We start from the raw sequence: 25,319 nt of genomic DNA, 5'->3' as shown, positions 1-25,319 counted from the left end.
ATAAAAATTACAAAATGAAAAAAGTACTATTTTTTGCGGCAGCTTTGACGGCTTCACTACAAATCTATGCGCAAAAAAAAGACAGCATATCGGGCAAATATACCTTAATGGACGAGGTGATTATTGAAGGAGTCAGAAAGTCCAAAGATGTTTCCAGTGAACTGGCTTCTAAATTGCCACTCAAGAACCTGGAAAATCCTCAGGTGACCGCTTCGGTCTCACCGCAGCTTATTAAAAACAGAAATTTTTTCACTCAAGGCGAAATGCTCAAAAATGCCACAGGTGTTGCGCCCAGCTGGGCAGGAATTTCACCTTATTATTCCATCCGGGGATTTCGTACCCGATCAAGCTTCAGAAATGGCGTAAACGGTTATGTGGCCTCTGATATGGATCCGGCAAACATCGCCCAGTTAGAAGTAATTAAAGGACCAAGCGCTGTAATTTTTGGCGGAGGCGGCGCAACTATGATTACTTTTGGAGGACTAATTAATCGGGTTACCCTAAAACCACAACAGACCACTTTTGCTGACATTACTGTAATGGGCGGATCTTACAATCTGCAACGTGCAACTCTTGATATCAATACACCTCTTGACAAAGATGGAAAGGTTCTTGCCCGTTTAACCGGCGCTTATAACTACAATGATACTTTTCAGGACCAGGGTTTTTCAAAAACATTTTTTTTAGCTCCAAGTATTTCTTATAAAATCAGCGATGATTTAAATATTCAGCTTGATGCCGAAATTTTAAACAAAACCGCTACCAACAATCCGCTTTACCAGGTGGCTTTGGGGACTGCTAAATCAGCAGATGAACTCCATTTGGATTATTACCGTTCTTTCAATGACAACTCACTTACACTCAATAATAAGGCAGTAAATATTTACGGAAAAGTCATTTACAGGCTTTCAGAGAATTGGAAATCGGAAACCAATTTAATTTCAGTCAATAATAAAACTCCGGGCGATTACATCCGATTAAGATTAGATGATAACAGCCAGAATGTGACGCGAAGAGTGTACAGAATGTATCCGGAAAACATTACCAGCCAGCAGATCCAGCAGGATTTTGTGGGGAATTTCAAAATTGGCAGTGTGAAAAACCGGCTGATTGCGGGGGTTGAATACTATCATTATCTCTATGGGATTGCCAGTAAATCTATGAATTTTACTAAAGTTTCAGCTGCTGGGACAGATCCTGAGAATGCTAATTTTAATAATGAATACATTTCCGGTCAATTGGCCTTAAAACCCTATGGAGAGAATTATAAGGCAATTCAGGATCATTATTCCCTATATATTTCAGACGTTATCAACCCTTTGGAGAATTTAAGTGTAATGCTTAGTGCCCGAATCAATTACATCAATAACAAAGGGACTGAGGATTTATTAACAGCGACAACTACCGGGGATTACACACAAACGGCTGTTTCTCCGAAATTGGGAATCAATTACCAGATTATCCCTGAAAGAATAGCATTATTTGCTAATTATATGAATGGTTTTCAGCCGCAGGCACCGCAGTCGGTAAACGGGCAGATGACCAATTTCCAGCCCGTTTATGGAAACCAGTGGGAATCGGGAGTTAAAGTTTCCCTGAAAAAGAACCTGTTGGATGCCGTTTTGAGCTATTATAATATTGATCTAACCAATGCGGTAAGACAAAATCCAAATGATACGGCTTCCTATCTGCAGGATGGCGAGCAGCGCAGTAAAGGTTTTGAAGCAGATTTAGAATCAAATCCGATGAAAGGACTGTTTTTGCATGCTGGTTTTGCTTATAATGACAGTAAACTTATTGTTTCCGATGCACTTACTCAAGGGCTAAGGCCTGTAGATGCCGGTCCCAAACTTTCCGGAACCTGGTACGTGAATTACGCTCCGCAGTCAAAAGCTTTAAATGGCTTTTCATTAGGTATAGGCGGCAGTCATTATGGTAAAGATCTGATGATCAATAATATCAATGGCTCTTTTTATACGAATCCTTATACGGTAATCAACTCGGTGCTGAGTTTTGAGAAAACCCGTTATGTATTTTCACTTTCTGCCAATAACCTGCTCAACGAACATTATTGGTATGGCGGCCGTGGTATGGTTACTCCGGGAACCCTTCGCCAGGTGATTTTATCTTTGAAATTAAAATTGTAATGCTGTAATTCAGAACTTCCATTGAAAAAAATTACAAAGACCTCATTTAAACTGCACAGCTGCCTCGGATTGTTTTTCGGGGTACTGTATCTGTTTTTTGGAATTTCGGGCGCTTTATTGGTTTTTAAAAAAGAGATTGAGTATTTCAATAATCCGCCAATGCATTGCTGTGTAAAGGGCAGTAAAACCATTTCATTAAACCAGATGTATCATAAAGTCTCTGAGAGGTATCCCCAGGCGCGGCAGATCATGCTGCAGACTTTTCCCAGAAATAGCTGCGACACCTATGAATTTATGATTTTTAATTATCAGGATAATGTCAGCGATAATTATCTCTATTGCTGTATGGTAGACCCTTATTCTGGAAAAATTGTAGCAGAAGGCAGTTTTAGCTCTTTACAATCGCCTTTTTTCCGCTGGCTGTATGCTGCGCATTATTCCCTTTTAATTGATAAACCAGGCAGGCTTATAACGGCCATTGCGGCCATTGCATTAATTTTAAACTTAATTACAGGTGTGATCATTTATCGCAAAAAGATATTTGCTGTACTTGTTTTTAAAGAGAAGTTAAATCGTAAATCTTCCAGAACCCTTTATTCTTCGCTGCACAGGATTATTGGTGTCTGGACCCTGTTGCTTAATTTTATTCTTTTTTTTACAGGTTTCTGGATGAATAAAAGTCTTTTTTTACCTTCTGAATGGGAATTAATTTCTAAGAAAGAACAGAATTATCGGACAAGGGCAAATATTGACCAGGTGATAAAACATGCCCGGGAAATTCCAAATTTCAATCCAATTGCCGTAAAAATAGCTGCTGATAAAAAAACGGATATTATAGTAAGCGGTGAGTTTTCTGATACACAAAACCCGCTGTATTTTGGTAAAGGCAGCGACGTTTATTATGACAGTGATAACGGAACTTGGATCAAAACCATACGCATTGAAGAAAAATCATTTTCCGACCGGTTTTATTGGATCATGAAACAGCTTCACAGGGGGGATTATGACAGTTTTTGGATAAAAATTTTGTATGTAATTGCCGGATTCAGTCCTGCAATACTTTCTATTACGGGATTTATTCTTTGGAAAAGAAAAGGCAGAAAAGAAATATCTAAAAAACACAAATAATAAAATGCCTGTTTTGTGATTTTAAAACTCGTTTAAATGGGGCTCCTGCTATGAGTTTAAAAATGTTTTTAATGCTCTTACATGCACTAATACGATAATTGAACAAATAGCGTGCAATGCCATTTTCCTTATTATCTAATAGATTTCTAAGGCTAAAATTAAATATAAATTTAAAATTTTTGTTTAATTACTGGGATATAAATGTTGAATAAAACGCCCTTGTTTAAATTACCATCAGCGGTTATAATTCCATTATGATTTTCTACAATTTTCTTTACAATAGCCAGACCAATTCCCGTTCCGGGATATTCCTCAATGTGATGGAGTCTTTGAAATATGATAAAGACAGTCTCGTTGTATTGAGCTTCAAAGCCAATTCCATTATCTTTAAAAGTAAGATTCCAATAGTCACAAACCTGCGTACTACCTGGCAGATTAAGCAGCTTGAATTCACTGTACTTAAGTATAGTAGATTGTATGGTAATATGAAGTTCAATATCAGGTATAGAGAACTTTAAGGAGTTTGATATCAGGTTATAGATAAGCTGGCGAAATTGGAATGGCCTTATATAGGCAGGCACTAATCCGTTTATTTTAAAAACAGCTTTTTTTTGATCAATTGCATCTGAAAATTCTGATTTAATATCTTCGATTACAGCACTCAAATCACTCACTTCATAGGGATGTTCCAGTACACTCACTTTTGAAAATTCCAGTAAATCTTCAATAAGCTGTCTCATTCTTGTTGCCGAGACATGTATGCGTTTCAAATTGTTTTTTCCCGCCTCAGTCATCGTGTTGATCTCTTTTTCCATTATAATGGAAATGAAAGTCTGAATTTTTCGCAGCGGTTCCTGCAGGTCATGGCTTGAGATAAAATTAAAAGCAAGCAGTTCTTTATTTGCATTCAATAGCTCAATTGCTCTTTTTTCCTTCTCCGCATTTTGGAGTTCGAGTTCCTGATTTGCCTTAAGCAGTGCTGCAGTCTGTATTTTTAGTTTTTCAATAAGCTCTTCTTTCTGAACTAATTCTTCTGCTTCTTTCAGGGCACGATTTATTTTTTGGATCAGGGATGAGAAATTATTTTTGGAAACATAATCCGTAACACCTTCTTTTATAAGCATGACAGCATTTTCTTCCCCAATAGTACCTGAAATTATGACAAAGGGTATATTAAGGCTCCTGTCTTTTACTATTTTAAACGCAGAAACAGCATCAAATGAAGGCAGCGTATAATCTGATAGGATAATATCGGGCAAAAATGTATCAAGAGATTCTTCAAAAACATTTCTTGAATCGACTATTTTTGTTACAAACGACACCCCTGATTTTCTCAAGTGACGGATTAATAAATCTGCATCAGAAGTATTGTCTTCTAATATCAATGCTCTAATATCTTTTTTCATTTACTATAGAATCATAGTTTTAGGAATATAAGTTAAATCCTTAATTAGCAGGCTGGCTCAGGATCATCCAATACATCCCAAGTTCTTTTATTGCATTAAAAAAGTTGTTGCTGTCTACAGGTTTTACAATGTAACTGTTAGCACCAAGACTATAACATTCTGCAATGTCCGGATCTTCCTGGGAAGAGGTAAGAATGACTATTGGAATAGATTTAAGCGCATCATCGCTTTTGACTTTTTCCAATACCTGCATTCCTGACATCTTGGGCATTTTTAAATCCAAGAGAAGAAGTTTGGGATGTAATTTTGGATTTCTCTTTGAATAGATTCCCCTGCAGTACAGAAAATCAAGCGCTTCGGCGCCATCCTTGACATGCAGGAGTTTGTTTGTAAAGCCGCTTTTATTAAGAGCGCGCACGGTCAGCATAGCATCTTCCATGCTGTCTTCGGCAAATAAAATTTCAATATCTTCGTAATCCATTTTTTTGTTTTTTTAATGTTTAATATTCGGCAGGCTGAAGTAAAATTCAGCACCTTCATCTAGTTTTGATTCTGCCCAAACTGCTCCCGAATGCCGGCTGACAATTTTTTGCACAATCGCCAGTCCAATGCCTGTTCCTGTAAATTCTTCCTGCGAGTGCAGACGCTGGAAAACGCCAAACAATTTATCATAATAAGCCATATCGAATCCTGCACCCCAATCTTTTATACTGTAGATGATTTTGTGGTCTTGCAACGTTGATGCTATTTTGATTTTTATCTCTGGCTTGTATTTTGAATATTTTATAGCATTAGAGATTAGATTGATCCAAACCTGTTTGATCAGTGAGGAATCTCCATTTGCTGGGGCAAGTTCTTCAATTTCAAAAATGGGTGTATTTTCACCTTTTTCAAATGTTATATCATTTATGACTCCATTTACTAGTGAGGTCATATTTATATTGCTAGATGAGACCTCTTTGCGTCCTAATTTGCTGAAAGCAAGCAGGTCATCGATCAATATTCCCATTTTATTGGAGTTGTTGACTATGGCTTGGATGATTTTTTTTCCATCATCATCTATTGAATCTGCATGATCCTCTATCAGTATTTGTGTATAACCGTTAATCGCCCGAATAGGTGCACGCAGATCATGTGAAACTGAGTAAGAAAATGATCCCAGTTCTTCCTGCGCTTTTTTTAGTTCATCATTAGCCAGGGTCAGTTCACTGCTTCGCTTTTCCTGATAGGCAAGTTCTCTGTTTTTAACTATTAATTCTGCAGCCCTTTTTAGCTTTTCCACTTTTCTTTTCTCTTTCAAAATCTTTTCTGAAGCAAGTTTTTTGTTGGCTATTATAAGTTCAGCAGCACGTTTTTCTTTTTCAATACTCTGAATAGCCAGTTCTTTATTGGCGTTAATTAATTCTTCTGCTCGTTTTTCTTTTTGTTCATTCTGAAATTTTAATTCTTTATTTGCAATGATTAATTCTGCAGCACGGTCTTCCTTTTCCTTATTTTGAAAAGCAAGTTCTTTATTTGCAATAACTAACTCAGATGATCTTTTTTCCTTTTCCTGAGCTTGGACAGCCAGCTGTAAAAATTGTGTTTTGGAAAGTGTTATGTCTGTTGCTATTTTTAAGACCTTATAAGGTTTCCCTTGAGTATTGAAAATAGGATTATAACTGCCCGAAAACCATATTAATTTGCCGTTTTTCTCCGTCAGGATAAATTCGTCCCTTTGATGAATACCTTTTTTCAGGCTGTTCCAAAAAAACTGATACGCATTTGATTTTGAATAGGAGGGATCAACTAAAAGACTATGATGCTTTCCCAGCAAATCTTTTGCAGTGTAGCCCATAATTTTGAGGAAATTTTTATTGGCATTTAAAATATTGCCATCCATATCGAACTCAACAGATGCGTTTGTGGTGTTTATAGCATTTGTTAGATTTAACAAATACTGTTCATTTGCATCAAGTTGTTCTTTAAGTGCTAAAATTTCAGGTTCTATTTGCTTATTGTGAAATTCGGCTTTAATGCTGTTGCTAAAAGGCTGAACTGCTTTTTTTGATATTTTGATTTTCTGAAGTGGTAACTTTTCTCCTGTGGGATGTACCTTATTCTCTGAATTATTTTCATCAGAAAGCACTACTTCCTTAATACCATTTTTTTCTTTAATGCTCATAGTAAGCGATGTTTTATTTGAAAAATAACGGCAGTAATTTGCTGGAAAAGCACCTATATTTTAATAATTATTTAGAACGTATACCTTGATGGTAAATGAGGTAATTTTTATACTAAGCGAATATAGGTAAATAAAATGGTTATACAAGTTAATATCTTAGGCAGCGGCTATAATGCATATAATTTAGATATTTATTATAATTAGATTAATGGTAATTACAGCTATAAATCTGAACTGGAATTAATGTCAAAAAATTACCATAAATCAAGAGAGAAAAATACCTATAAACTTAGAGTGACTTCGAATCATAGATCAGCTTAGATTAAATCTTTAATAAAGCTACATTAAGACTATTGGGGATTGATGTAAAATGCTTTCTAAACATTGATGAACATATAATAGTAATGTGCAAAGTCATTTGATTTGGATTTTTCTTTTCGAAAAGTATGGAAGCTGAACTCTTGCTGTTCTCACCGATCCTGATGATTAAAAATATGGTGAATGGCAAAACTGGCATAGTGCCTTTAACTTCAGGGATGGATGATGAAATGAGGGAAATTTCTAAAGATCCAGATGTGCAACAGAAACTTAAATTTTCATTTGTTGGCCCTAAGAATACTGTAAAAAAAAATGACTTTTATCTTTCCTTAAGCACAATAAAATCAATGAAAGCATAAGTGTTTCAACTATTTTTAATTTTAAAGACAGAATTAAGTTCACTCAGCTTTCACTGAAGTAATGAAAGAAATCAATGGTACTTTCGCAAGTTTAGATCTAACAAATTAAATTCGAGCTGTCCATAAAAATTGTATAAAATACGTGTAAATTTAAGTTAGTTACAAAGGACCTTAATTCTATTGTAATAGTGCTTATTATTTTTGAATAAAAGTCAGTTATAAATATCAATTCCTTTCTGATTTATTTGTAAATTAACATCTGTTTCATGGAAAGGGTTCATTGTACTTAAATTAAGTCATGAACCCTTTTTTTATGAATCTAAATCATTGCAGCCGTTTTAAAACTGATCTGTAAAATAGACTGATTGAATAGCTTTTATGGATTATATTTTAAAATATGAGGTATTGGCTGCTCTTTGAAGATAAAAAAAGAGGCTCCCCAAAGCCTCTTTTAAATTAATGTTTACCATTTCCTTTTCCCTTGCCATTTCCATTATGGTTTCCATTATCATGGTGGCTTTTATCTTTATTGTTTCCTTTTCCTGGCTTTTGTCCTATTGTTTTTTGAGGTTTTCCTTTATAGCCCTTTGCATATTTTACTTTATGGGATTTAAAGCTGTCGTAAGGCCTGTCTCCTCTGTAATCAGTCAGTACTACTTTATATTCATTATAAAGATCATAGTTTCGATAGGCAGAGGGAAGTGATCTGGTTCGCACCCATTTTCCGTTACTGAGATAAACATAATTGGACGTGCTTACATCGTAATAGGTTTCAAGATCCGGCAGATAATAATAACGGGCATCCGCATAAGCGGCAGGTCCCCAGGCAGGAGGTGTTCCTATGTTTACATTTACTGATACCTGAGCCTGAGCGTAACCAAATGAAAGGAATAATACCCCGATCAAAAAATATTTTAAAGTTTTCATGATTTTACTTTTAAATTCATTATTATATTTGGATAAAAACAATAAACATGCCGTAAATTCATATCCATTACACTTGTTTGATTATGTGTTATTTATATTTTATGTTGATGCTGATAATATCAGAAGTCATATTGGTAGTTCTGGTATAATGCCCATAACGAATCTCCAGCGTATTCCAATGCTTGAGCCCAAAAATTCCATTAAGAGGTGTGAATTTCATTCCCATCCCAAAGAAACTGCTGTCAAACTTAGACAAATCATAGTTGCTGGTATAATATTCATCAGAAGCGGTGTGTTCGCCGTACGGTTTAAAATATTTCGTTCCTGTCTGTGTATAATACCTGTAGAACGGACTCACAGAAAACGCCTGTGTTAATTTTACAGGAATTTCAAGGTCAGCCGTATGTGCTTTCAGGCTCCAGTCATCGGTATAATATCTGTAATAAGCGCGAATAATTACGTTATCTCCCAAGAAATAACTGGCCCTTATTCCCAATGGGATTTTAAGTCTTGTATCGGGCATTTTTTCCTGATGGACAGAGCCGTCAGCAAAATAAACCCTGTGAAAAGGAAGACTTAAATAGCCATTCTGGCTGATGACGTCCCCTACAAGCATTAGCTGCAGGTTTTTGTTTACAACCTGGGAGTAGCTCAAAGTCCCTGCAAAAGTATTTCTGTTAGCACTTTCATAACCTTCACTTCCCGGAGCACGAAGTTCAACGGGCTCAATTAATTTGAGCTGATCTATAAAGGTCTGGAATTTGGCCGTGAATTCCCCGTTTCTGTCTTTTGTTTTCTGCGAGAAGGCAATATTTCCTCCAAAAGACTGGTAATCAAATTCCGTTGATGATGAAACGCCGATTCCAAGCGTTCTTCCTTTTTCTTCATTTTCCCTAAGGTAGGTCAAAGAAGGGTAGAAGCGGTTGTCTGAAGACGATGCAGATGAATTAGCGCTCAGGTCAATCATATCTGATGAAGCAGAGGTATAATGGTCAATACCGGCTTCAATATCAAAGGTATGCTTGATTCCGGTCTGGCCGTATTTTACCAGCTTAACATCAATGGTATTGGCAATATCAGTTAGATGCTCAGAACCGATTCCACCCGTAACGGCTGAATTGTTTCCGTCTTGTTTATAATAGCTCGAAACCAGATTAACTTCTTCCAATTTTAATTTATTGCTTTTATAACTGGTAGAATCGGCCGGGACATTCTGCGCCCTTGCCTGAAATAATGCCAATAATGCAAATCCTGTAATGAATATTCTTTTCATTTTTTGATCGTATGAAAATTAGTTACAGCCGCAGCCGCCGCCGCTTTTTCCTGAATTGGCCCCGGAAGCTCCCTCACGGTAGGATTGAAAACTAAGTTCTGTCTTTTCTATTTTCCTGTTGGAAAGTACCATTTCAGAATCGTTGATTTTTCCTTTCTGGTATTCCTTTACAGAGGTGCAGGATGTGAGAAGAATGCCTGTTAAAGCAATACTGCATAAAAGCACGAGATTTTTTTGCCTTGGCTTTTTCATTTCAGGTTAATGTTTTTAGAAGTGTAAATTTTGTTGTTGTCGTCAATTATAATACAAAATAGATCCGGTATCTGATCTATTAAAAACAAGCCTGCTTTAATCCCCATTACCGCTATAGGAGTTGCCATAGCATCTGCAAATTCTGCATTTGAGGCGATAATGGTCACGCTTTTTATTCCCGATATCGGAAGTCCTGTTTTTGGGTCAATGGTATGCGAATATTTTTTTCCGTTAATGGTCACGAATTTTTCATAATTGCCCGAGGTTGCCACCGCCTTATTTGAGATTTCCATATAGGAGAATGCCGCATTTGGCGAGTCAGGATCAGCCACACCGATGGTCCATTTTTTGCCGTTGGGCTGCAGTCCCCATGCCGAAAGATCTCCGCTGGCATTAATTATGCCGCTCTGTACATTATGTTTTATAAGAATTTGTTTTGCCATCTCGGCAGCATATCCTTTTCCGATACCTCCAAAACCAATCCGCATTCCTTTTTCTTTTAGAAATACTGTTGTATTTTCCCTGTCAAGTATAATATTTCGGTAATCAATAAGGTGTACCATTTTGAGAGCGGTCTGGGCATCAGGAAGACTGGTCATGGATTTGTCAAAATTCCACAGACTTTTGTCGATACTTCCATAAGAAATATCAAATGCACCTTGTGTGATTCTCGAAATTCCGATAGATCTTTCAATAAGATTAAAAACCTCCAAATCTACTTTAACGGGTGCTATTCCTGCGTTATCATTGATCAGATTGGTCTGGCTGTCCTGTTTATAGGTAGTCAAAAGTTTTTCAATCCGTTTGATTTCCTGGGTGGCAAGTGCAATATTCTCATTTCCTGTTTTTTCATTTTCAGCAACAACTGTTATGGTAAAGCTGTTCCCCATGAGTTTTAGGGACTCGGAATATTTTTGGTTTTTAAGCATGTTATTTTCGGCTCTCACAGATCGCTTTTATTTCGGCAGTCCACTGTTCAGGAGTAGATTCGGGTTTTCCATGCCAGGTTTTAAGCACTTTTCCATCGGCATCCAAAAGAAGCGTCAGGGGAAAATTTCCTTCCTTGTTGTATATTTCGGCTAAATCTTCATTTCGTTTAACCTGCTGCGGTGTTCCGATATTTTTCTTTTTCCTTGGAAAATCAGCATTAACAAGTACCAGATTTTCATTTGCCATCTCTGAGAATACCTGGCTTTCAAGATAATCTCTGCGCGTCACAATGCAGGGTCCGCACCAGTCTGAACCCGAGAAGTTGAGCAGTATTAATTCATGTTTTTCTTTTGCTGTTTTTTTTGCATTATTAAAATCAGGTTCCCAGTTAATGGGAAGCACGGTCATTAAAAGCAATAATGTAATTAGTTTCATTTTGCAGTCTGTTTTTAGGTATATACGAAATAACGCATTGCTGCGATTCTTATTTTTTTTAATTGCTTAAGATTCAATTAATTTTTACTCCGGCTTCAGGACTGTTTTTCTTAAGCCGTATGAACCCCGAAAATATAACCGACCAAGGCTGAGGCTGCCATTGCAAAAGTTCCCCAGATGCAGATACGCATTACAGCTTTCAGCGTATGGGATCCCCCGGCCTTAGCGGCCAGCATTCCCGATAATGCCAAAAAGAGTATTGAAAAACCATACTGGTACAATACCATTTCTTTTATGGGAGCTAAAATAGCCACCAGCAGCGGCAGCAAGCCCCCTATGACAAAAGATACAGCTGATGCGAAAGCGGCCATTAAGGGATTAGCCTGGGTAATTTCATTGATTCCGAGCTCATCTCTCGCATGTGTTTGAAGTGCATTATGGGCTGTCAATTCGACTGCAACCTGTTTTGCCAGTTCACTGTTCAGCCCGCGCTTCATATAAATATGGGTCAGTTCCTCAAGCTCTGATTCAGGCATATTTTTAAGTTCCTCTTTCTCGCGGGTAAGATCAGCAGTTTCAACATCAGCCTGAGAGCTTACCGATACGTATTCGCCTGCGGCCATGGACAATGCACCTGCCACTAAACCGGCTGTTGCCGCCAGCAGAATAGGTTCTCTGCTCACGCTTGCAGCTGCCACGCCAATAGCCAGGCTGGTGGTGGATAAAATTCCGTCATTGGCGCCCAGAACTGCTGCCCTCAGCCACCCGCTTCTGGTGATGTAATGATTTTCAGCTTCCATGATTTTTTTGCATTAATTTAACCCAGTCCCGATTTTCAGATATTTTTGGACTGCCTCCAAAATTGGTTTTCAGCAGTTCCCTGATCTGAAATTGTGTCTTGTTCCGGGTGCTGTTTTTCCATTCATTAAAATCGTAAATATGAATCTGCTCTGCATTAGGATTTGCAATAAAAGAGATTCGGGATATGGAATACTTATATTTCTTCAGTTCATTTAAAGTACTGCGGCTGGGAACCACAATAAGTATGTTTTCCCAGTTCAGATAATCTTTAGCAATGTCATCTCTTTGCTCCAGTCCCAGAGACTCAAAGAAGGCTTTAATTTTTTGATTATTTAACCCTTCAATTTTTTTATCTATGTTTTTAAGAGTGTCCGAGAGAATCTCTCTATCCATAACATCCATTTTCATAGGTCTATAATTTCCAAATAAAATTACTTCAAAATACCTTTGGTTATCAGGCTGCTGCCGTTAGAATGATTCTAAATTTTATTCAGGCTTTTATTGCAGGATTAAATTGCAGTAAGTTAGCAGTACAATAACAGTATCGGCTTTTTAAAATGATGCGGCTCCTGGTCATGGAATCAGTAATGAAACATAATGAAATCAGGGTAACTTTTTAAAATTGAATAGGAGAATTAAATTTAACAAAGGAAAGTCTTCATGTATACCATAAATACACAGCTGGCATATTTTAACTGCAGTTTTAATTCTAAAAGGTTAATTCTAAATCTCAAATGGTTCAGACTTGACAAGGCCGATAGTTGCAGTTTAAACGCACTGTGCTTTAATAGTACTGAGCTTGAGCAGTTTCAGGCTTTTATAAGGCAAAATCCACTTAACTTTCCAGGTCAGTCTTTTGTGGAGCCCACTAAAATAGAAGAATTTGTTTTTTTTATAAACGGTAATGTTCCGCAGGGAATATTGTCATTTTACCCTGTTCTTTCAAAAAATGCAGATACAGACACTCATCCTTCAATTCATCAGGTCATGAAAATTGTCCTCACCGATGAAAATTATCAGCCTGCTGCCCATTACACATTGGATTTTGATGTGATTGGCAAGATTGAAATTTACAGGAATGCAAAATAAAAAAAATATGTGTTTATGAAGCTGTCTAATATTATTTTATCAGACAGATTGCTGTTATTTGTAAAATTGCTCTAACGGCGGGAAGTTGTAAATTTCAATTTCTACAGCGTATCGGCTTTTTGTTGTAAAGGAAGGGTCACCGTAAATTCAGCGCCGTTGTCCTTTTCCCCGGCTGCAGTTATTTTACCATTATGCCTTTCGGCAATCTTTCTGCACAGGGCAAGCCCAAGGCCATTTCCCTCGTACTGGTCTTTGGAATGCAGTCTTTCAAATGCCGTAAAAATCTTTTCTGCAAATTCAGCCTCAATTCCAATACCATTATCCTTTATTTTTATCTGTACAAAATCCTGGCCGTCACTATTGATGATGCTGCTTGTTATGATAATCCTTGGAGGCTGGTCCGCTTTGGAAAATTTTAAGGCATTTTGCAGGAGGTTATAGAAAAGCTGGTTAATTAAAATCGGGGCTCCCTGAATCTGTGGAAGATCAGAAGTAACTAAAATAGCACCTTTTTCCCTTATTATGAGCTCAAGGTCTATTTTTATGTCTTCAATAACCTTATTAAGATTAATTGTTTCTATAACCTGTGAAGTTTTGTCAAGGGTGGAATAGGTCAAAATTCCCTCTATGATATTTTCCATTCTCTGGGCGGACTGGCTTACTTTATGAAGGTATTTTTTAGATTTTTCATTAACATTTTCTTCTATGTCATTTCGTAAAAGGGTATTGAAAATTTTAATTTTTCGCAGCGGCTCTCGAAGATCGTGGCTCACTACGCTGGCAAAATGCATCAGATCACGATTGGAACGCGTGAGTTCATTTGTGCGGGCAGCCACCTGTTTTTTTAATTCCTCCTGAAATTCCTTATGCTCGTGTATATCCTGAACAATACCAATGATGGTCTTTGCAGACCCGTCCTTGTCCTTGATAATCTTTCCATTGATTTTAGCCCAGCGGTAGGCGCCGTCATCATTTAAAATCCGCGCTTCATAGCATATTTTTCCCGTTTCCTCGGACTGCTGGTGCGCTTTTTCGCGCGCATGAAGGTCCTCTGGGTGCAGCTTTGCAATTAAATCGTCATTTGTTGTTTCGCTTCCAATCGAGCAGATCGTATTGAAATTTGCTGAAGTCTTGATTTTTTTGGTCTCAAGGTCTATTTCGTAGCTTCCTATCCCGGAACTTTCTATGGCTATGGTTAATTTTTCATTTGCTTTCAGGGTTTCTTCTTTTGCTTTGTGCAGATCTGTGATATCAGCGCCGGTATTAAGCACGCCATAGACTTTTCCATGCTCGTCAAAAAGCGGAATAAAACTATAATTAAAGTAATATTCGGTCATAATTCCCTGCATGACCAGATCTACTTTTCTGCCCACAGCATGAAAGGCAGTTCCGGTTTTAAGAACGCCAAGGGCCTCATCGAGAATCTGCTGGTTTTCAATTTCAGGAACCACGCTGAGATAGGTTTTTCCAAGCACATCATTTCCTTTGCCCCATGTTTTGATCATGGCATCATTGGCCAGTGCAATTTCTAAATTATCTCCCACATACACCCCGACGGGAAGAGGGATAGCATCAATTATATTTTGTAGAAGCCCTGGATTTCGGTACATAGCGTTAGGTTTGATTGGTGTTTTGGTCTTTAATGGCGAATATACTGGTTTTTAAAAAGTTTCCTGTTACAGGGATTCCATATTTTTTATCATAATTCCAATAATTGGCAGGTAATCATTTTTATTATTTCTTCTTTGCTATTTTGTTATTGGAAATGCCCCGCTGCTCTCTGCACTTAAAGCGGCTGATCTGCTCACAGCGTTTCTGCAGATGCTTTGTTTTACAATTTTCTACCCTTTTACGCCAAAGTATATAACTGCCGGTTTTGAGTTCCTTCTTCATTAAAGTTTTTACATCAGCTTCCTTAAGCGCAAACTGGTGTTCAATAGCCTCAAAAGGGGTTCTGTCTTCCCATGCCATTTCAATAATGCGGTCCAGGTCACGATCAGCAAACTGCTGTTTTAATTTTTTCATGATTGTATTTTTTGAGGGATTCTCCTTGAAGAATTGAGAAGAGCATAGCTAATTTAGATAAAATAATTTTTATTTTGTTTAATATTTATTTAAAATTGTCAAACAATTGTTATCTTTAAGATACTAAGATAACTTTATGCTAAAACACAGTTTAGCTTTTTTGATAATTAATAAAGAATATCTTATTTTATTAATAAAGAATATCTTATTTTATTGAAAATCATAGCACAAACAGTCCTCCCAGCTCTTAAATTTAATCTTAAAAAAATGAAAACTATTGTAATTGTTGGCGGCAGTAAAGGAATAGGGAATGCTGTTGTAATGCAGAATCTGGAAAACTGCCGGATTATCAATATCAGCAGGACAGCTCCTGATATTACCCATCCGAATTTAATTCATTTTGCAATCGATGTGCTCGGGGATCCTTTGCCTGAATTTGAAAGTATGGATGCCCTGGTTTATTGTCCGGGATCTATAAACCTGAAACCCATTCTGGGCTTAAGCCTGGATGATTTCAGAAATGATTTTGAAATTAATGTGGTGGGAGCAGTCAAAGTGATTCAGCATTATCTGCCTGCGTTAAAGAAAGGGGAAAAACCTTCTATTGTTTTATTCAGCAGTGTTGCGGCAAAACTCGGAATGCCTTTTCATGCCAGTATTGCGGCCTCGAAAGCAGCAGTAGAGGGTCTGGTTAAATCGCTCGGCGCCGAGCTTGCCCCGTTAATCCGTATCAATGCTATTGCCCCGACTATTACAGAGACTTCTTTATCAGCATCTATTTTAAGAAACGACAGGATGAAGGAAAATATGAAGGAACGACACCCCTTGAAAAATTATCTAAAACCCGAGGAGGTTGGACGTATGGCTGGCTATCTTATCTCTGAAGATGCAGCATCAATTTCAGGCCAGGTTTTCGCGATGGATTATGGTTTGGTAAGCTTTAAATTGTAAAACAGCTCAGAGATGAAAATTCTTTTAACAGGCGCTACAGGTTATATCGGCAAGAGGCTGCTGCCCTTGCTGCTGGATCACGGAAATGAAGTAATCTGCTGCGTTCGGGATAAAAACAGGTTTTACTTTCCTGAACAATTTGAAAATAAAATACAGGTCATTGAAGCTGATTTTCTGGATCCGGAAAGCCTGAAGAGTATTCCCGATGATATAGACGCGGCCTATTACCTGATCCATTCCATGTCCGGCGCTTCCAATTATGATCAGCTGGAAAGCATTTCGGCACATTATTTTATAGAAAAAATAAACCAGACAAATGCAAAACAGATTATTTACCTCAGCGGAATTGTAAATGATAAGTCATTATCCAAACATTTGTCATCAAGGAAGGCGGTGGAAGATATTTTAAAGACTGCAGCATTGCCCTTAACGGTGCTTCGGGCCGGAATAATAGTAGGATCGGGAAGCGCCTCTTTTGAAATAATACGTGATCTGGTGGATAAACTGCCCCTTATGATTACCCCAAAATGGCTCAATACCAAATGCCAGCCGATTGCCATCAGCGATGTTTTGGAGTTTTTAATCCGCTCGCTGTTAAATCCGGCAGTTTATGGTGAAAGTTTTGATATCGGGGGACCTGATATTTTGACCTACAAGGAAATGCTGCTGGAGTTTGCCAGAGCAAAAAAACTACGGAGATACATTTACACCGTACCGGTGATGACCCCGAAATTATCGTCCTACTGGCTGTATTTTGTGACTTCAACTTCCTTTAAGCTGGCCTCGGCGCTGGTCAGCAGCATGAAAGTGGAAGTCATCTGCCGAGATAACAGGATTAACAGCCTGCTGGGCGTTACACCTATTACTTACCGGCAGGCATTAGAGAGGGCTTTGAAAAAAATCAGTGATGATGATATCATCTCGAGCTGGAAAGACTCCCGTGTCAGCGGACAGTTCAAAGGAAATGTTTCCCAATACCTGAAGGTCCCAAAAAAGGGCTGTTACATTGACAGAAGAAAAAGAGCAGTCATAAACAGGGAATATACAATTGCTCGGATCTGGTCCATAGGAGGAGAGACCGGGTGGTATTACGCCGACTGGCTCTGGGAGCTGCGCGGATTCATCGATAAGGTTTTTGGCGGTGTGGGCACCAGAAGGGGAAGGACGCATAAAACGCAGATACATGCAGGGGATGCACTGGATTTCTGGAGGGTTGTATATGCCGATAAGAAGAAGGGCAAACTGGTTTTGTATGCCGAGATGAAACTTCCGGGCGAAGCCTGGCTGGAATTTAAAATAATCAACAATACCTTATATCAGGCGGCCACTTTTAAACCCCACGGTCTTATGGGAAGACTATACTGGTATGCCGTGCTGCCGTTTCATGGTTTTATATTTGACGGCATGCTTAAAAAACTCATTTAAGGGTTTGTGGATAATGTGAGCTTGGCCTGCGGACTATTTTACAGCTGGGGGTATTGTACTGATATAATGCTGTTTTCAATATCTTGCAGTTTAAAAAGGTTTGTAAAATGAGATCCTGTGAGCATTAATTTTGTACGCCATAATTTCATTGGTTCTGTCGCATCTGGGAATAACTTTTATCTTTAGAATTTTAAACCGATCAAAAGATGAATACTAAAGGTCATTGTTATCCAAAATACATAATTCTTCAGGCAGTATATTTCAAGCTAAGATTTACACTTAGTTACCGTGATGTTGAAGAACTAATGAAGATTAGAGGAGTCATTGTGGATCATGCGACGATTCAGCGTTGGGTTTACAAGTTTGCACCTTTGCTTGAGGCAGAAATGAAGAAGAGAAAAGGCAGAGTGGGGGAGAGTTGGAGATTGGATGAGACCTACATCAAAGTAAAAGGTATTTGGTGTTATTTATATAGGGCAGTAGATAAATTAGGCAATACGGTTGATTTTCTTTTGACCAGAAAAAGACAAAGAATGAGTGCGCAGTCATTTCTAATTAAAGCAATTAGTAATAACTACAGACCAAGAGTAGTAAACATTGATAAAAGCGGTTCTAATACTGCCGCTATCAAAGTCTATAACAAACGTTCATTCACAAAGATTAAAATCCGGCAGTGTAAATATCTCAACAATATTGTCGAACAGGACCATCGATTTATAAAATGGAGGATACAAAATGGGTTAGGCTTTAAAAGTTTTGAATCGGCAAGACGAACATTGAGCGGAATTGAAGTTGTGCATATGCTGAGAAAGAATCAAATGGTTAGACCAGGGATAACTATGTTTAAATCATTCTGTAAATTGGCGGGCTAACTTTTAAATTACTTCAATTTTTATATTTGATTCTGACAGATGCGACAGAACCGGCTTCAGAATAAAGAGATAAGTTTTCCTGAAAAAGGGACTTTTATAAACGATAAAGGATTGGAAGTTGAATATTGGTTTATAAAACCGGCTCGTTTCGAGCAGGGTAAAAAATACCCATTATTAACAGAAATCCACGGTGGGCCTGCTTCAATGTTTGGACCCGGTGATGCGAGCATGTGGCTGGAGTACCAGTTTTTTGCAGCGCAGGGGTATGGTGTTTTATACAGTAATCCAAGAGGGTCTTCGGGATATGGCGAAAAATTCCTGAGATCAAATATTAAAGACTGGGGACCAGGACCATCAAGCGATGTCTTAACAGCTTTGGACAAAAGCATCGCACAAGGCTGGGTCGATACCAGCAGATTATTTATTACAGGAGGTTCTTATGCAGGGTATTTGACGACCTGGATTATCAGTCATGACCAGCGTTTTAGGGCTGCTTCCAGCCAGCGAGGGGTTTATGATCTGAGTACTTTTTTCGGAGAAGGTAATGTTTGGAGGATGGTTCCAAGATATTGGGGCGGTTATCCCTGGGAAGAAGAAACAAAAGCGATTTTAGAACGAGAATCGCCATTGAATTATGCAGAAAATATTAATACGCCATTTTTGATTATTCATGGAGATAATGACTATAGAACAGGTGTTACGCAGAGCCAGATGTTATACAAGACCTTAAAAGTTTTAGGAAAACCCGTAGAATATGTCAGACAGCCGGGAGCAAGCCATGAAATTACCAGAAGCGGGGATAACCGCCAGAGGATTGATCAGCTTTTAAGAACTTATGAATTCTTTGAACGATTTAATCAAAAGCAATAATACAGGCAAAATGCTCTATGTATTTTTCATTTTTGAATCGATAAATAAAGACTGTAAATTAGAGAATAGGTGTTCAAGAAATGAACACCTGTTTTTATAAATAAGTGAAGTATAATTATGGATTAAAAAAAGGGGGAGATAGAAACAGTCTTAAATGCAATGACTTAGACAATTATTAATTTAAAAACGTTTTTCAATATTTTATAAAATCTTCTTAAGTTTCTATGACAAATTAGAAGGTAAGCTTCAAAGATTCCTTAAACAAACAGTTCACTTCTCTTTCGCAAAGTCGATTTAGCTTTCTGTAGCAAAAACTGAGGCTGTTCCATTTTCATATTAAGAAATTTCTGAGACATACAGATTGGAATCAAAATGTTATTATAATATTTTAAGTTTTGTAAGCTATTCTAAATTAGGTATTTAAATTATATTTATGTCTCTTTGATAAAAAAATGAGAATAACTAAGATATTAAAATCTAGTAACTTTATAGAATTTATATATATTTACGTGCTTTGAATTTAGAATTTTTAATTAATTTTTAAATGTTTATCTTGACCTGCTAATAAGCAGTATAATCTTACATTTGGTATTTTTAACTATTTTGAATTTTTAATATTTTTCAGCAGCCGAAATGAAAACATTAACATTGAAAGAATATAAGTATACATTTGACAGTTTGTATACTAGTTTATGCCTTTTTGCCAATAAGTATGTTGAAAATCTTGAAACCTCGCAAGATTTAGTCCAAGATGTTTTTATCAAGATATGGGAAGAAAAAATTGCCTTTAAGAATGAGCAAGCTATTAAATCATATTTATATATAGCTGTTAAAAATCAGTCTCTCGATTATTTGAAGAGTGCTTATGTAAGAACAACTCACTCTTTAGATGCAGAAGATATATCCAAATGGGAGACGGATCAGTTTTTTCATAGTGAAGTGGTTATCTCTGACACAATTCATATATTAGAAAAAGCGATAACATCGTTACCTGAAAAATGTGCTCAAATTATAAGATTGAGTATGAAAGGGATGAGTAATCCAGAAATTGCTGAGGAACTTCAAATTTCTATAAATACCATTAAACTGCAAAAAAAGATTGCCTACAAGCGTTTACGTCCTTTATTAAAAGATTATTTCTTTTTATTCGCTATTATGGCCGAATTAAAAAATTAGCTACATATTATGCGGTATTTTCTTAATTTTGTTGTAGATATTTAGGTGTTTTTCAAAAAACATTAAAAAAAATATTTTTTTCTATACCCACTTTATCTTTTCAGTCGTCTTAGTATAAAAAAGAAACTAAAATGACGACTTTAAACAAACTTTATAAACTTTCAAGACAGATTGCTCTATCGCTGGTCAAAGAAGAAGACCCAAAAGAATTAAAAGAGACGGATCTTTTTGAGCAAAAATATAAAGACTACATTTTTGAAAACGTAAACAGTCCTGAAAAAAGAAGACAGCGACAGTTATTAGCACAACAAATAAATAAAAAAAGAGCTTGGAAAAATATAGAAAAAACCATTGGCGCAGATAGTAAATCATATTTATGGAAATATGCTGCCGCTGCAGTGATTGTATTAGGAACTCTTTTCTATTTTACCCAACACGATTCTATAAACAAAATTGAAACTTCCCTTGCATCCGATAAACCAGCTATTGCACCCGGTACAGATAAAGCGATCTTAGTTTTAGGAAATGGAAAGACTATCGTTTTAGGAAACGGAAATAGTTACAAAGGCAAAGGAGTAACTACAAATGATAAATCAGTAACCTATTCAGATAATAATGTCGCTATAGAGTTCAATTATCTAACCATTCCGCGTGCAGGACAATTCTCTTTATTATTAGCCGATGGAACAAAGGTTAGACTTAACTCTGAAACTCAGCTAAAATTTCCTAATCGTTTTATCGACGGTAAACCTCGTTTTGTAGAGCTGGTATATGGTGAAGCCTATTTTGAAGTATCTCCAAGTACAGCTCACAAAGGGGCACACTTCAACGTAAAAACCAAAGGACAAAATGTTGAAGTACTCGGTACCCAATTCAATATCAAAGCCTATAAAGACGAAGAAAATCTAATAACCACCTTAAAAGAGGGGAAGGTTGTTATTGATTACGCTGCTAAAAAAGAAGAATTAAGTCCCGGAGAGCAATCTGTTTTACATTCTGCCACTTCTTCTTTAAGAATAACTCCTGCCAATCTAGATAGGGAATTATCCTGGTTGAATGGTCAATTTGTTTTTGATAATTTGACTTTAAAGGATATTGTAAAAGTTTTATCCCGATGGTATGATGTGGAATTTATTATCAAAGATGAAACGATTAAAAATGAGAAGTTTAAAGGACAATTTAGCAAAAACCAAAACCTTGAAGTGATACTAGAATTAATTAAAACTACTAACCAAATTAAATCCTATGAAATAAAAGAAAAGACTGTGATTTTTAGATAAATATAAAAAGAGGGAAAGCATATAAACTTTGGCCGGTGTATAACAATCCCCCTTTTTGATTCCCAATGACCAATTATTTTTAATAACCAATCACCATTACAAATTTATGAAAATTAACCAAACCATTTTTCGTCCCTCTTATCGGGATCGATATTTTATTTTTATGATTCGAACCATATTGTTATTTAGCTGCCTCACTGCTTTTAGTATGTCGCCAACAATAGCTTTTTCTCAGAATGAAAAAATTGTGATAAAGAAAGACGTGACAATTAGTGTTAATGAAATATTTGACTTAATTATCCAGCAAACCAATTACAATTTTATCTATTCTCAAGATTTGTTTTTAAATGCACCCAAGGTAAATTTAAAAAAGGGAACAGTTAAAATTTCAGATTTACTTGAAAAGTGTGTTACAGCTAATAAGCTTGAGTTTTCATTAGCTGGAAATAACACTATTGTAATCAAACCTTCTCTTGTAGCAATTCCGCGTAATTCTAATCAGCAAATAGAAATTCAGATATCTGGTATTGTAACAGATGCTAAGGGTTTAGCTATACCGGGAGTAAGTGTAACTTCAAAAAAGACAAAAAATACTGAAGTTACAGACTTGAATGGACAATTTACTATACAAGTTGCTGAAAATGATATTCTTCAATTTTCATATATAGGTTATAAAACTAAAGAAGTTCCAATTAGTAATAGTAGGCAGATTAAAGTAGTTTTAGAAGAAGACGTTACAGAACTTCAGGCAGTAAAAATTGTATCTACTGGAATCTATACCAGAAATAAGGAAAGTTTTACCGGCGCGGCATCTACATTCACAGCCGCTGAGTTGAGAACTATAGGAAATCAGAACTTAATTCAAAGTTTAAAAGTACTAGACCCCTCATTTGTTCAGATTGATAATATAGCTGCAGGATCGAATCCTAATATTTTACCAGATGTACAAATCAGAGGAGCTAACAGCTTACCAGGTTTAAGTGGCGAATATGCAAATAACCCCAATTCCCCATTGTTTATCTTGGATGGGTTTGAGACTACTCTGCAGAAAATCTACGACCTGGATATGAACAGGGTAGCTGCTGTAACCATCCTTAAAGATGCCGCGGCAAAAGCTATTTATGGTTCCAGAGCGGCAAACGGAGTTGTTGTAGTTGAAACTAAAAGACCTCAAAAAGGGAAACTGAGAGTAAGCTACACGGGAGATCTAAATGTAACCGCTCCGGATTTGAGCAGTTATCATTTAACCAATGCGGAGCAAAAACTTCAGGTAGAATTAAATGCTGGGAGGTACAGTTCTAATTTTTATTATAGTGAACAATTACTCAAAGAGCAATATAATCGAACCTATGCTGAGGTAGCAAGAGGAGTTAATACCTATTGGCTTTCGCAGCCCTTAACAACAGCTGTGGGGCATAAAAGTACATTGTCTTTAGAAGGAGGAGATGATAATTTTACTTACGGAGCAGATTTAACATATAACTCCATACCAGGAGTTATGAAAGAATCAGGGCGCAGAACGACTTCGGGCAATATATTTTTATCGTATCGTGTGAGTGATTTCATTTTTAGAAATATTTTGACGGTTACCGGCAATCATGCTTACGATTCTCCTTATGGTTCATTTTCGGAATACACAAGATTAAATCCGTATTGGACACCATATGATGATAATGGCAATATTAAAAAATTATTAGGACAGTTTAATTCCGGATCTGGAACTCCTGTAAACTATTATAATCCATTATTTAATGCCACGTTAGGAACTAAAAATTTTAGTGATTACATTGATATTACCAATAATTTTCAAGCAGAGTGGACTGTTTCCAAGGCACTTAAAATTGTTGGTCGTATCGGCTATACGCAGATTCATGAAACCAGAGAAGATTTTTATCCTGCCAATCATACCCGCTATGCTGAATATTCGGAAGAAGATTTCTATAGAAGAGGGGATTATACCATAACCGATGGTATAAGCCATTCTATTAAAACAGATCTTACGCTAAATTATTCCAAAACGATCAATAAACACCTTTTTTATCTAAATGCCGGATGGAATTTATATGAAGTGGGAAGCGAAAGCCATGGTGTACATGCTCAAGGATTTTTAAATGACAGAGTTGATTATATAAATTTTGCAAGACAATATGCTCAAGATGGACGACCATCAGGTTCTGATGCTCTTACTCGTGAAACGGGATTACTTTCTGCATTAAACTATTCATATGATGACCGCTATTTAGCAGATCTTACCTATCGTTTGCAAGGATCCAGCATATTTGGTGCCGATAACCGCTGGGGGAATTTCTGGTCGGTTGGTTTAGGATGGAATATTCACAAAGAAAAATTCTTCAAACAAGATTGGATAACGCAGTTAAAATTACGCACTTCGACAGGATATACAGGAAGCCAGAATTTTAATCCTTATCAGGCCATGGCTACTTACAACTATTTTACAGATAGTTATTATGATAATATAGTGGGAGCAAAATTAATAGGTTTGGCAAATGATCAGTTGAAGTGGCAGCAGACGCAAGATTATAACTTTGGTCTAGATTTAGGGTTATGGAGCAAATTATCTTTACGATTTGATTATTACATAAGTCTCACTAATAACCTGCTTACACCTGTTTCAATGCCCGGATCAGTAGGGTTTAGCACTATTTCAGAAAATTTAGGCGAAATAAGAAATAATGGTGTCGATGCCACTTTAAACTATAAAGTATGGAGTAATCCTTCCAGCAATAGTTTTGTTAATTTATTTTTAAACGTTGGATCTAATAAAAACAAATTAGTTAAAATTTCGGATGCACTGAACTCAGTTAATGATGAATTAGAAGCAGATAGAGGCACATCTACAAAACCCTTTGTAAGATATCAGGAAGGAAAATCGACTACTGCTATCTGGGCTGTTCGATCTATGGGAATTGATCCTGCTACAGGGAGTGAAATTTTTGTAAAAAAGAACGGAGAGCTAACTTATGTCTGGGATCCAAATGATCAGGTAGCTGTAGGAGAATCTACTCCTAAAGTGCGAGGAAGTTTTGGATTTAATGCACAGTACAAAGGTTTTGGTATCAACTGCGCATTTTCGTATCGTCTAGGAGCCCAATATTACAATCAAACTTTAGTGGATAGAGTAGAAAATGTGGATATTCAATATAATGTCGATGAACGTGTATTTACTGATACATGGAAAAATCCAGGAGATAATGTCTTCTTTAAAGCAATTGGCCGTACTCCAACCCGAACCAACCCAAGTTCCCGATTTGTTCAAGATCTTGATGAATTACTATTGAATTCTGTGAATGTTTCTTATGATTTTAGAAATAAGAACTTTTTAGAAAAATCGCATTTAAGCAGATTAAGATTGACACTATTCGGTAATGATTTAGCAAGAATCTCAACTATTAGAGCCGAAAGAGGATTAGATTTTCCTTTTGCAAGAACGTTTTCTTTTTCTGTCCAAGCATCATTTTAAGTGATGCAAT

The 25,319-nt window shown here is 36.8% G+C and carries 23 protein-coding genes; 11 read left to right on the top strand and 12 right to left on the bottom strand.

Going from position 1 to position 25,319, the window contains the following annotated elements; genetic code table 11:
• The first annotated feature begins 14 nt into the window (after positions 1–14).
• Both P2W65_RS19630 and P2W65_RS19625 read left to right on the top strand, forming a co-directional pair.
• Positions 15–2,147, top strand: coding sequence for a TonB-dependent siderophore receptor (locus P2W65_RS19630; RefSeq protein WP_278021739.1), 2,133 nt, complete (start codon positions 15–17; stop codon positions 2,145–2,147).
• 21 nt (positions 2,148–2,168) lie between these two features.
• Positions 2,169–3,275, top strand: a complete 1,107-nt coding sequence (locus P2W65_RS19625) for a PepSY-associated TM helix domain-containing protein (RefSeq protein WP_111290890.1) — start codon at positions 2,169–2,171, stop codon at positions 3,273–3,275.
• Between the two features lie 170 nt (positions 3,276–3,445).
• Here P2W65_RS19625 and P2W65_RS19620 read toward each other — a convergent pair whose 3' ends face one another.
• From P2W65_RS19620 to P2W65_RS19610, 3 genes are read right to left on the bottom strand one after another with little or no spacing between them, the layout of a single operon-like run.
• Positions 3,446–4,681, bottom strand: a complete 1,236-nt coding sequence (locus tag P2W65_RS19620) for a sensor histidine kinase (protein ID WP_289660317.1) — start codon at positions 4,679–4,681, stop codon at positions 3,446–3,448.
• 40 nt (positions 4,682–4,721) lie between these two features.
• The gene (locus tag P2W65_RS19615) at positions 4,722–5,162 is read right to left on the bottom strand and encodes a response regulator (protein WP_109194853.1); all 441 of its coding nucleotides are present in this window, start codon (positions 5,160–5,162) and stop codon (positions 4,722–4,724) included.
• Positions 5,163–5,174: 12 nt separating this feature from the next.
• Complete coding sequence (locus tag P2W65_RS19610) at positions 5,175–6,845, bottom strand: PAS domain-containing sensor histidine kinase (RefSeq protein ID WP_289660313.1); 1,671 nt, start codon at positions 6,843–6,845, stop codon at positions 5,175–5,177.
• A gap of 446 nt (positions 6,846–7,291) precedes the next feature.
• Between P2W65_RS19610 and P2W65_RS19605 the strand changes: the two genes are divergently transcribed.
• On the top strand, positions 7,292–7,522 hold the full coding sequence (locus tag P2W65_RS19605) for a hypothetical protein (protein WP_111290896.1): 231 nt from the start codon (positions 7,292–7,294) through the stop codon (positions 7,520–7,522).
• 456 nt (positions 7,523–7,978) lie between these two features.
• Here P2W65_RS19605 and P2W65_RS19600 read toward each other — a convergent pair whose 3' ends face one another.
• From P2W65_RS19600 to P2W65_RS19570, 7 genes are all read right to left on the bottom strand, one after another.
• Complete coding sequence (locus tag P2W65_RS19600; protein ID WP_289660310.1) at positions 7,979–8,449, bottom strand: hypothetical protein; 471 nt, start codon at positions 8,447–8,449, stop codon at positions 7,979–7,981.
• Positions 8,450–8,537: 88 nt separating this feature from the next.
• Entirely contained in the window at positions 8,538–9,722 is a 1,185-nt protein-coding gene (locus tag P2W65_RS19595) for a DUF3570 domain-containing protein (RefSeq protein ID WP_109193304.1), read from the bottom strand.
• 18 nt (positions 9,723–9,740) lie between these two features.
• A complete protein-coding gene (locus P2W65_RS19590) occupies positions 9,741–9,974 on the bottom strand; it encodes a DUF4266 domain-containing protein (RefSeq protein WP_109193305.1) in 234 nt (77 codons plus the stop codon).
• Positions 9,971–10,864: an FAD:protein FMN transferase gene (locus tag P2W65_RS19585; RefSeq protein WP_317047875.1), complete on the bottom strand. Its 894-nt coding sequence runs from the start codon at positions 10,862–10,864 to the stop codon at positions 9,971–9,973. Before P2W65_RS19585 ends, P2W65_RS19590 begins: the two co-directional genes overlap by 4 nt.
• A gap of 40 nt (positions 10,865–10,904) precedes the next feature.
• On the bottom strand, positions 10,905–11,339 hold the full coding sequence (locus P2W65_RS19580) for a thioredoxin family protein (RefSeq protein ID WP_109193307.1): 435 nt from the start codon (positions 11,337–11,339) through the stop codon (positions 10,905–10,907).
• A gap of 110 nt (positions 11,340–11,449) precedes the next feature.
• Positions 11,450–12,139: a VIT1/CCC1 transporter family protein gene (locus P2W65_RS19575; protein ID WP_289660304.1), complete on the bottom strand. Its 690-nt coding sequence runs from the start codon at positions 12,137–12,139 to the stop codon at positions 11,450–11,452.
• A complete protein-coding gene (locus P2W65_RS19570) occupies positions 12,129–12,548 on the bottom strand; it encodes a hypothetical protein (RefSeq protein WP_240622578.1) in 420 nt (139 codons plus the stop codon). The genes P2W65_RS19575 and P2W65_RS19570 overlap by 11 nt, the downstream gene beginning before the upstream one ends.
• A gap of 252 nt (positions 12,549–12,800) precedes the next feature.
• On the opposite strand from P2W65_RS19570, the gene P2W65_RS19565 reads away from it, so the two are divergent.
• Positions 12,801–13,229: a hypothetical protein gene (locus P2W65_RS19565; RefSeq protein ID WP_289660299.1), complete on the top strand. Its 429-nt coding sequence runs from the start codon at positions 12,801–12,803 to the stop codon at positions 13,227–13,229.
• Positions 13,230–13,330: 101 nt separating this feature from the next.
• Here the strand turns inward: P2W65_RS19565 and P2W65_RS19560 are convergent, their stop codons facing one another.
• Both P2W65_RS19560 and P2W65_RS19555 read right to left on the bottom strand, forming a co-directional pair.
• Positions 13,331–14,839, bottom strand: a complete 1,509-nt coding sequence (locus P2W65_RS19560) for a sensor histidine kinase (RefSeq protein WP_289660297.1) — start codon at positions 14,837–14,839, stop codon at positions 13,331–13,333.
• 124 nt (positions 14,840–14,963) lie between these two features.
• Positions 14,964–15,254 carry a TIGR03643 family protein gene (locus tag P2W65_RS19555; RefSeq protein ID WP_109193311.1) on the bottom strand — a complete coding sequence of 97 codons (291 nt, stop codon included), beginning with the start codon at positions 15,252–15,254 and terminating at the stop codon, positions 14,964–14,966.
• 267 nt (positions 15,255–15,521) lie between these two features.
• On the opposite strand from P2W65_RS19555, the gene P2W65_RS19550 reads away from it, so the two are divergent.
• From P2W65_RS19550 to P2W65_RS19520, 7 genes are all read left to right on the top strand, one after another.
• Positions 15,522–16,205, top strand: coding sequence for an SDR family NAD(P)-dependent oxidoreductase (locus P2W65_RS19550; RefSeq protein ID WP_111291226.1), 684 nt, complete (start codon positions 15,522–15,524; stop codon positions 16,203–16,205).
• Between the two features lie 12 nt (positions 16,206–16,217).
• Entirely contained in the window at positions 16,218–17,630 is a 1,413-nt protein-coding gene (locus P2W65_RS19545; protein ID WP_289660290.1) for an SDR family oxidoreductase, read from the top strand.
• 206 nt (positions 17,631–17,836) lie between these two features.
• Positions 17,837–18,502, top strand: a complete 666-nt coding sequence (locus P2W65_RS19540) for an IS6 family transposase (protein WP_278021729.1) — start codon at positions 17,837–17,839, stop codon at positions 18,500–18,502.
• A gap of 39 nt (positions 18,503–18,541) precedes the next feature.
• Positions 18,542–19,372 (top strand): alpha/beta hydrolase family protein, encoded by an 831-nt coding sequence (locus P2W65_RS19535; protein WP_289660285.1) that lies wholly within the window; start codon positions 18,542–18,544, stop codon positions 19,370–19,372.
• 633 nt (positions 19,373–20,005) lie between these two features.
• Positions 20,006–20,548, top strand: a complete 543-nt coding sequence (locus P2W65_RS19530; protein WP_289660280.1) for an RNA polymerase sigma-70 factor — start codon at positions 20,006–20,008, stop codon at positions 20,546–20,548.
• A 131-nt stretch (positions 20,549–20,679) separates the two neighbouring features.
• Entirely contained in the window at positions 20,680–21,828 is a 1,149-nt protein-coding gene (locus P2W65_RS19525) for a FecR family protein (RefSeq protein ID WP_289660277.1), read from the top strand.
• A gap of 208 nt (positions 21,829–22,036) precedes the next feature.
• Positions 22,037–25,309, top strand: a complete 3,273-nt coding sequence (locus P2W65_RS19520; protein WP_289660274.1) for a SusC/RagA family TonB-linked outer membrane protein — start codon at positions 22,037–22,039, stop codon at positions 25,307–25,309.
• Positions 25,310–25,319 lie beyond the last annotated feature (10 nt).

The sequence above is a fragment of the Flavobacterium panacagri genome, assembly GCF_030378165.1.
GTDB lineage: Bacteria > Bacteroidota > Bacteroidia > Flavobacteriales > Flavobacteriaceae > Flavobacterium > Flavobacterium panacagri.
Note: the sequence above shows the minus strand (reverse complement) of the source record. Positions and strands in the feature narration are given on the sequence as shown.

What these genes read in the sequence shown, in the direction of transcription:
- P2W65_RS19630 (WP_278021739.1), top strand. Translation starts at nt 15, where the DNA reads ATGAAAAAAGTACTATTTTTTGCGGCAGCTTTGACGGCTTCACTACAA.
- P2W65_RS19620 (WP_289660317.1), bottom strand. Translation starts at nt 4,681, where the DNA reads ATGAAAAAAGATATTAGAGCATTGATATTAGAAGACAATACTTCTGAT.
- P2W65_RS19615 (WP_109194853.1), bottom strand. Translation starts at nt 5,162, where the DNA reads ATGGATTACGAAGATATTGAAATTTTATTTGCCGAAGACAGCATGGAA.
- P2W65_RS19610 (WP_289660313.1), bottom strand. Translation starts at nt 6,845, where the DNA reads ATGAGCATTAAAGAAAAAAATGGTATTAAGGAAGTAGTGCTTTCTGAT.
- P2W65_RS19605 (WP_111290896.1), top strand. Translation starts at nt 7,292, where the DNA reads ATGGAAGCTGAACTCTTGCTGTTCTCACCGATCCTGATGATTAAAAAT.
- P2W65_RS19600 (WP_289660310.1), bottom strand. Translation starts at nt 8,449, where the DNA reads ATGAAAACTTTAAAATATTTTTTGATCGGGGTATTATTCCTTTCATTT.
- P2W65_RS19595 (WP_109193304.1), bottom strand. Translation starts at nt 9,722, where the DNA reads ATGAAAAGAATATTCATTACAGGATTTGCATTATTGGCATTATTTCAG.
- P2W65_RS19590 (WP_109193305.1), bottom strand. Translation starts at nt 9,974, where the DNA reads ATGAAAAAGCCAAGGCAAAAAAATCTCGTGCTTTTATGCAGTATTGCT.
- P2W65_RS19585 (WP_317047875.1), bottom strand. Translation starts at nt 10,864, where the DNA reads ATGGGGAACAGCTTTACCATAACAGTTGTTGCTGAAAATGAAAAAACA.
- P2W65_RS19580 (WP_109193307.1), bottom strand. Translation starts at nt 11,339, where the DNA reads ATGAAACTAATTACATTATTGCTTTTAATGACCGTGCTTCCCATTAAC.
- P2W65_RS19575 (WP_289660304.1), bottom strand. Translation starts at nt 12,139, where the DNA reads ATGGAAGCTGAAAATCATTACATCACCAGAAGCGGGTGGCTGAGGGCA.
- P2W65_RS19570 (WP_240622578.1), bottom strand. Translation starts at nt 12,548, where the DNA reads ATGAAAATGGATGTTATGGATAGAGAGATTCTCTCGGACACTCTTAAA.
- P2W65_RS19565 (WP_289660299.1), top strand. Translation starts at nt 12,801, where the DNA reads ATGTATACCATAAATACACAGCTGGCATATTTTAACTGCAGTTTTAAT.
- P2W65_RS19560 (WP_289660297.1), bottom strand. Translation starts at nt 14,839, where the DNA reads ATGTACCGAAATCCAGGGCTTCTACAAAATATAATTGATGCTATCCCT.
- P2W65_RS19555 (WP_109193311.1), bottom strand. Translation starts at nt 15,254, where the DNA reads ATGAAAAAATTAAAACAGCAGTTTGCTGATCGTGACCTGGACCGCATT.
- P2W65_RS19550 (WP_111291226.1), top strand. Translation starts at nt 15,522, where the DNA reads ATGAAAACTATTGTAATTGTTGGCGGCAGTAAAGGAATAGGGAATGCT.
- P2W65_RS19545 (WP_289660290.1), top strand. Translation starts at nt 16,218, where the DNA reads ATGAAAATTCTTTTAACAGGCGCTACAGGTTATATCGGCAAGAGGCTG.
- P2W65_RS19540 (WP_278021729.1), top strand. Translation starts at nt 17,837, where the DNA reads ATGAATACTAAAGGTCATTGTTATCCAAAATACATAATTCTTCAGGCA.
- P2W65_RS19535 (WP_289660285.1), top strand. Translation starts at nt 18,542, where the DNA reads ATGCGACAGAACCGGCTTCAGAATAAAGAGATAAGTTTTCCTGAAAAA.
- P2W65_RS19530 (WP_289660280.1), top strand. Translation starts at nt 20,006, where the DNA reads ATGAAAACATTAACATTGAAAGAATATAAGTATACATTTGACAGTTTG.
- P2W65_RS19525 (WP_289660277.1), top strand. Translation starts at nt 20,680, where the DNA reads ATGACGACTTTAAACAAACTTTATAAACTTTCAAGACAGATTGCTCTA.
- P2W65_RS19520 (WP_289660274.1), top strand. Translation starts at nt 22,037, where the DNA reads ATGTCGCCAACAATAGCTTTTTCTCAGAATGAAAAAATTGTGATAAAG.